This is a genomic window from Alicyclobacillus sp. SP_1, assembly GCF_024706985.1.
Taxonomy (GTDB): domain Bacteria; phylum Bacillota; class Bacilli; order Alicyclobacillales; family Alicyclobacillaceae; genus Alicyclobacillus_I.
The window spans coordinates 1-6601 of sequence record NZ_JAMCCX010000055.1 but is presented as its reverse complement, the minus strand read 5'-3'; the positions used below and the strand labels follow the sequence as shown (position 1 = coordinate 6601).

The 6601-nt window shown below is 48.0% G+C and carries 8 protein-coding genes; 3 read left to right on the top strand and 5 right to left on the bottom strand.

Features of this window, described 5'->3' with window-relative positions; all coding sequences use genetic code 11:
- Positions 1-1437: 1437 nt before the first annotated feature.
- The gene (locus tag M4I36_RS12965; protein ID WP_258112173.1) at positions 1438-2013 is read left to right on the top strand and encodes a hypothetical protein; all 576 of its coding nucleotides are present in this window, start codon (positions 1438-1440) and stop codon (positions 2011-2013) included.
- A 71-nt stretch (positions 2014-2084) separates the two neighbouring features.
- On the opposite strand, the gene M4I36_RS12960 is transcribed toward M4I36_RS12965, so the two are convergent.
- From M4I36_RS12960 to M4I36_RS12940, 5 genes are all read right to left on the bottom strand, one after another.
- Complete coding sequence (locus tag M4I36_RS12960; protein ID WP_258112172.1) at positions 2085-2699, bottom strand: restriction endonuclease; 615 nt, start codon at positions 2697-2699, stop codon at positions 2085-2087.
- A 140-nt stretch (positions 2700-2839) separates the two neighbouring features.
- On the bottom strand, positions 2840-3157 hold the full coding sequence (locus M4I36_RS12955) for a YolD-like family protein (protein WP_258112171.1): 318 nt from the start codon (positions 3155-3157) through the stop codon (positions 2840-2842).
- Positions 3154-3567, bottom strand: coding sequence for a DinB/UmuC family translesion DNA polymerase (locus M4I36_RS12950; protein WP_258112174.1), 414 nt, complete (start codon positions 3565-3567; stop codon positions 3154-3156). Before M4I36_RS12950 ends, M4I36_RS12955 begins: the two co-directional genes overlap by 4 nt.
- On the bottom strand, positions 3540-4403 hold the full coding sequence (locus M4I36_RS12945; protein ID WP_258112170.1) for a Y-family DNA polymerase: 864 nt from the start codon (positions 4401-4403) through the stop codon (positions 3540-3542). The genes M4I36_RS12950 and M4I36_RS12945 overlap by 28 nt, the downstream gene beginning before the upstream one ends.
- The gene (locus M4I36_RS12940; protein ID WP_258112169.1) at positions 4400-4657 is read right to left on the bottom strand and encodes a YhjD family protein; all 258 of its coding nucleotides are present in this window, start codon (positions 4655-4657) and stop codon (positions 4400-4402) included. Before M4I36_RS12940 ends, M4I36_RS12945 begins: the two co-directional genes overlap by 4 nt.
- A 178-nt stretch (positions 4658-4835) precedes the next feature.
- On the opposite strand from M4I36_RS12940, the gene M4I36_RS12935 reads away from it, so the two are divergent.
- Together M4I36_RS12935 and M4I36_RS12930 are read left to right on the top strand one after the other, a co-directional pair.
- Complete coding sequence (locus M4I36_RS12935) at positions 4836-5522, top strand: hypothetical protein (protein WP_258112168.1); 687 nt, start codon at positions 4836-4838, stop codon at positions 5520-5522.
- Between the two features lie 501 nt (positions 5523-6023).
- Positions 6024-6530 (top strand): M48 family metallopeptidase, encoded by a 507-nt coding sequence (locus M4I36_RS12930; RefSeq protein ID WP_258112167.1) that lies wholly within the window; start codon positions 6024-6026, stop codon positions 6528-6530.
- Positions 6531-6601 lie beyond the last annotated feature (71 nt).

Sequence of the window (6601 nt, the reverse complement as noted above, 5' to 3'; positions counted from 1 at the left end):
GCTCATATTTATGGAGCTTATTGGGACTGATTTAGGCTTTGCAGGGGAAGTCGCCTGATTCATTCAGCACCCCCTATGTAAATACTCAACAATTTGTCGGGATTCTTGTAGAACATCCACCGCGCTGCTACCTACAACTTGGCAACGCCATTTGCCTTCGTACCATTGGGACATCGTTTCTCCATTGAAACTCAACGTTTTCCCAACTATGCCATTTCCAAGGTCAACTGAGTGCTGCACTGCTTGTGGAGACATTGGTAAAACAAACTGTTTTAAAGTAAGACTCACGTTCTGAGTAGAAGGAAACTGTGTTACAGCGAATCCCCCGACGTATTCTGCAAGCCCAGTATTGGGAGGCTGATTTATATCCGGACTGTCAACGCCAACCTGTGTTGAAGTGAGATGAAATGCGACCCGATACTCGTCACTCGTTGAAGTGGTGAGGGATGTCAGGTACGGGAAATTTGAGTTGTTCGATTGCCCAATGTATGTCGGGGCTACGAGAGGAGCAGAAGTATTCTTCATAACACGGGCCATACTTTGAACGACAACAAAATTCCAAGGCGCCTTAGGCGAGTCATGAACTCCTGAGCCAGATTGGCTTTTGTGGTTACTTGAAGATACAGAAATAGTCACGTTTGAGGTGCTTGTCTTTGAAGCTCTCCGGTTTGGTGTACTGCTCGAAGTCGCTAAACTGGTTGTATTTGTGTCTGATTGATTTATGGGTGACGCCTTTTCACCTGCTGGTGGTTGACCACCTGTCGCGCAGCCCGTTACACCCATTATCGTGAGTGCAAGCACACAGACGCTTATCATCCCAAGACGTTTATTTTTAGGCACTGAATTCACCTCATGGATTTACACTTCCTGTATTGGACGAAGCTTGTTGCGATTTAGTTACAAGCTTCGACACAGTGATTAGGGCCGACTCATCCCTAGGAACCAGTAAAGGTGTAGGTGCCATTCAGTACATTAATCGAGTACCCGTGCTTTTGCCACCCCATTTCCTGTCCCCCGCTTCACAACACGCAACGAAATGTGTCCTCTCTATAACGAAGAATTGAACACAATAAACGTAACACTTATCTGATGTTCTCCGTCGAACAGATATAACAACCAAAGGAGAGAAAACGGGTGAAGTCTTTACGTGCGTTGTTGGCTGTTTCTGTTGTCGGAATAGCCATTTTTGTATCGGGCTGTGGTGTAACCCACACCCTACAACCGCCTACAACTACAAACATAACCGCTACCCCCAACACAGTACCGTCAACATCATCAAAGCAAACGATCTGGATTGAGTATGCACGTTACACAGCGTACCAAGAACATCAAGGCCCGACGTACTATGTCCTCACCAATAAGCGGGTATATCAAGTTGGTCAGCAAGAAGGAGCTATTGATCCTAGTCCTTTGAACGGAAGTGGGTGGCATTCAAACATGTTAAGCGTTGGAACAAAGTTTTTCGTCATACCGGGAACCTCACCGACTAAGGCATTCGCCATACAAATGAAAAATGGAGTGTACTTAGAGGCAGTTAGTGTAGGCAGTAAGAAACCGACTTCCCCCCAAACCACCCCTTCGGATGTCGCCGCACATTCGTACGCCAGCGTAACTCAAGCGACGGTTGCTATCGACGCGATCCGGCAACAGTTTGGTCAGTTCTATCCATCTGGCCCGAATGTCAACTTGGGCAATGGAATTATTGCAGAACAAGCAGGTTCCGTTGGTTCGCTGAACTTAAAGTGGACAGAAGGTCGTTGGGCGATACGGGGTGACCTAGCGACTGCCGATGCACTCCCGCAAGCGAAACAGATGGTTGCATATCTGCACACTCACATGTTGCCTACCCCGCAGAATAAAGGAGTGATTGTGGTGACTCAGTCGTACAATTCGTCTTCTCCGACCATTCACACGAACACCACGGTCGCATGGCAGGTTGGAACTAAGGTCTATGAGATACATCAGGCTGGAAACCCGATCAACGCTTTACAGGCGGCTGTAACCCACGGTTGAGGATCATGTGTAAAACAAACCGCCCCGAGAACATTTTGTGGTAGAGACTTAGTGTGAAATTGTACATCCCATTACTTGGAACCTGTATCCCGTCGACGGCTTTGCTTACCTTGCCACTTGTCCCATTTCTCCAGCCTGTATTGGAGAGCAGCCCCGTGCCAATACTCAATACGTCTGTCCTGAGCTTCTTTTCTAGCTTGAGGCGAAATATCCGAAGATGTGACCAACATCCCATACAGACAAGTAGGCTTGGTGTTCAAACGTGCCGAATGCAACTCACGAATGACGTTAGGGCCGACATGACGACGATCAGCCCAATGCTTTGCCTGAACAGCAATACGCTCTTTTGTTCGCTTGTCCGTTATAACTAAGTCAACACCACCGTCATTACCACCGATTCCCGGCTCCTCAACATCATATCCATGGTCACGGAAATACAATGCCAACAAACGTTCGAATTCAGCCCACGTGAGCTTGTCAATCGAGCTACGAAGAATTTCCGCATCTGGACGCTTTGTGGATGATGTTCGGTTGTTCGCTTGTCCCTTTCGATTATTCGACTTTCGGGAACTCGAGGATTTTCGTTTGTTTTTGGACTTCGTAGGAGCAATCGCTTTGGTGATAATTGCAAGGACTATTACGGCTCCAAGCTCCCAATACAAGCTATGAGGCACAGTAAGATTCATAGATGCGACAACTCCCAACAAAATTCGATTGGAAAGTGTTTCTACAACTCTCTAGGTGAATCCTCTTCGAACTTCAAGCAAAGGAAGTTCAGCATAAAATGTGGGAGTCGAGTGTCTAACTTGCATCCCTTCCCCGCGAACTAAACCATTTCTGCTTTTATCAACCTCCCCACATCCACCACTCGCACACCGTCATCCGTCACAATCTTTAACCGACCATCGTGCATCGGAACACCTTCTAACACCGCATCCCCGTACTCGTGAAACATCGTCAGCCGCACCCTCGATCCTGTCTGAAGTGCGTCGGAAAGCGTGTATTGCATTTGCTCCAATTCGTCCTCTGACAACACAGGGGGGATTCTTTCGCTCCGCGCACACTGCCAACTTTCCATGATTCTACGGTGCTCCGGCAAAACCAACCGCATCGCCTCAAAAATGTTCCCCTCATTGATGTTCATGCGTAGTGACCTCCGATCTTGCCGCTTCGGTCACGGAGTTGTCCTGCCTTCGTCAAACTCACGGCCCTCATGAGACTGGTTTCTCCAAACCTTTCGTGGATGCGATCCACTACCCGGTACAACTCATCTCGTTTTGGGACATCATCAAACAGTGATAGTTGCGTCGCATCACTGGAAAACTGCAACATATCTACCCCAACACTGACTGCACGAACACCTGTATATCCGTCCCAGTGCTTATCGAGCAAACTCAATAACTCCGGGTAAAGTTGTTCTGGGGAGTCAGCAGGTGTTGTTAGCGTCTTGGCCTTCCAAAACCCACCCGTGAGTCGTTCGTATGTCAGTCCCAACCCAATACGCCTGCCGCTCTGCTGTGCCCGTCTTAAGCGATAGCAGACCTCATCAAGCAGTTCGAGGATGACGACAGCAATCTCCTCTCGTTTGGCAGCGTCGTACGATGCGAAAAACCTTTGTGCGGCGTGGAATAGCTGTGCGGGTTAATCTTGCTTATGTCCACCCCGTTGGCCCATCGGTGAATCACTTCACCCCACACGCCGAACCGGGCTTTCAAACGACCCAGAGGGATAGCAGCCACGTCGCCGATTGTCACGGCCTTGAACTCTGTTTTGAGCGTTTCAGCACGCTTCTTGAGCCCCCACATTGACTCAACGGGCATAGGATGCAATAACGCCTGAACCTCTTCTTCTCGCCACCACACGATGCCCTCTGGTGACTTCTTCGCTTTGGCGTTGCTCATTTTAGCGACCCATTTATTCGGCCCCATCCCGATGCGGGAACGAATCCTGAACTGATCCCAGATTTTCTGTTGCAACTTCCGGGCTGCAGCCATCGGATCGGGAAACAGCTTAGAAGGATGCGGAAATGCGAAAAAACCCTCATCAACGCTAAACTGCTCCTGCAAAGGAAATACTTGCTTCATCACTTCTTGGATTCGCACACTCACTTGAAGATAGAATTCCATGTGCGGCCTGACCACGATGAGTCGGGGGTTCAATTGCAAGGCTTCACCAAGTCTCATGGCATTGCTCACGCCGGACGTCTTGGCGGTTGGTGTCGCCGCAAGAATGATACCTGAGCGTCGTGCAGGGTCCCCAGATACAACCAACGCGGGATCGGTCGAATCGTCGAACTCCTTGCGCCTTGCTGCATATTCCTCGCGTGATGCAACTTCGCAACTGGCGTAGAACGACTGCATGTCGCAGAGTCCATAAATGAGCTTGGTCATGGAGAAATCATCCCCGTTCGCTTTGCACGGTTACGACTCTCTGCGTCCAGCATTTTTTTCATGAAAATTGCTTCATCATGTTGATTGCCGTGAATGTACTGAACCCAGATGTCGTGCTCATTGTCCTGTCGATCTATGATTTTCAAACCTTCGATTCGCATTTGCTCCCTGACCTGTGCAAGTTCATGGCTCATCGAATCCTTTAACGCTTCCACTATCAAGAGACGACGAATTAGAGCGGTTGGTCGATCCAATAGCTGCACCCCCACAAAAACGAACGTATGTTCTCTTTTGATATTATATGCAGCCGGTGAGATAACGCAAACATATGTTCGTGTGTAATTTGTGGCTTCAGAACCACTGCACGTCGCTGAGAATTATGTTCTCAACGTTGAAACAGATATGCCCTATAATCAATTTGAGGTGAATTAATTGGATTCCACGTCTATTTGGAAATTGGGCTACGTGCTTTCAAACTTGGAAATTCGCGAATCCTTCGAGGTAAATTCACATACAGTTGCACTCGTGCCATTTGATGATCCTCGGCTCTTAAAAATACAAGAAGTATCGAAAGGCGCAAAGAAATTGCTAAGCGGCTTCCGTGATGAATATGGTCATAGCCGAAATCCGTCAGCCCTAATTTATCGTGATGATGCGCCTGACAAGGTAAAGTCTGTGACCGCGATGGTTGATTTCCGTAATTGCATTGCTATGGCTTGCATTCTTCCGGGGTGGGGTCAGATGAACTTTTCTCAGATCAGTAGTCCATCTAATCCCTTGTGGTCAGATTTCTTTGATCTGTATCCTGTCGTTGTTGGATCACAAGACACTCTCATAGTCATTAACGCAGCGTTAATGGTCGGCAGTTCAGACAATGCTCCTTTTGTAGGGATGCCCTCCCCCTATATCAAGCAACCCTCTGAAAACTTTATGGTTGACCTCAACCTGCTCCATTTGCTCCTTTCCAAATGGGAAGAACGGTACATCAAGCCGGGAACAGACAACTGGGATAGGAGAAAACTATTCCGGTCATTGGAAATGGCTTATAGGGCTCTCTCTCCCATTAAAGAATCAAGGTGGACTGCACGATTTCGGTTCTGCATTGGCTCTTTGGGTTAGCGCATTAGAAATTCTTGCACACCCGAAAGATGATGGAGTAAATAAGACAACTGTGTTTGAGTTGTTGAGTCGAGCTCGATGGAGGAACTCTCAGTTACGTCATCGACGCTTCCGGCTTCGCATCAGTAAAAAGCTCAAATTATCCGGGACTATAATTGAGCGTCTATGTAATGGTCTATACGACGCTAGAAACGCATTTCTTCACGGAAATGCAATTTACGCGGATCATTGGCGATACAAAGGCAACACCGTGAAAACCGCATTAGGTAATGTAGCACCAGTGATTTATCGCACAGCTTTAATGTCCTACTTGGACTGGAAGTTGCCATCTACAACTGACATCAACAACCGCATCATTCAAATGTATTGTGACCAATTATACGAGGACTTTCTGTTGCAATTTCTGCGTGTACCTTAACGTCAATGATCCTTCACCATGATTCCGTCGATACAATAGTAATACACACCTTCATCGGTGTTCTAAAAAAGGGGCTGCCAGACATGCCGACGTTCCAATACGGCACAACATCCATTGACTACCTACTACGGTACAGTCCGACAAAGAAAGACGTTACCATCGCGGTTGACTGGGCATCTGGCGTGTCTGTTGTCGTCCCAGATGACATCGAACAGGAACGTATCCACGCCGTACTAAGACAGAAAGCACCATGGATTTTGCGACGACTGGCCGAGTTCGAAGAAATCAAACAGCAAACAACGCACCATGAGTTCATTAGTGGTGAGAAGTTTCCGTATCTGGGGCGACAGTATCGTTTGAGGGTTATTGCTGTCGACAACGCCTCCGATGAAACACTAACGTTCCAAAGCGGTCGGTTCATAGCAACCGTTCCGAAGTCGTCCAGTCCGTCATGGCGCGAAGAACATCTTCGACAGGCGTTTCGTGACTGGTACATTCAGCATGGGTCTGCAAAGGTGCAACAACGAATGAAGCTCTTTGCACCACGTCTGGGACTGGAACCGTCCAAGGTCGTTGTCAAAGACCGTTAGAGTCTCAGGTAGTGGTGTAAATTCCACGGCTAGATCTTGACGAAAAAGCCATCGAGTGCAATCTACTAAAA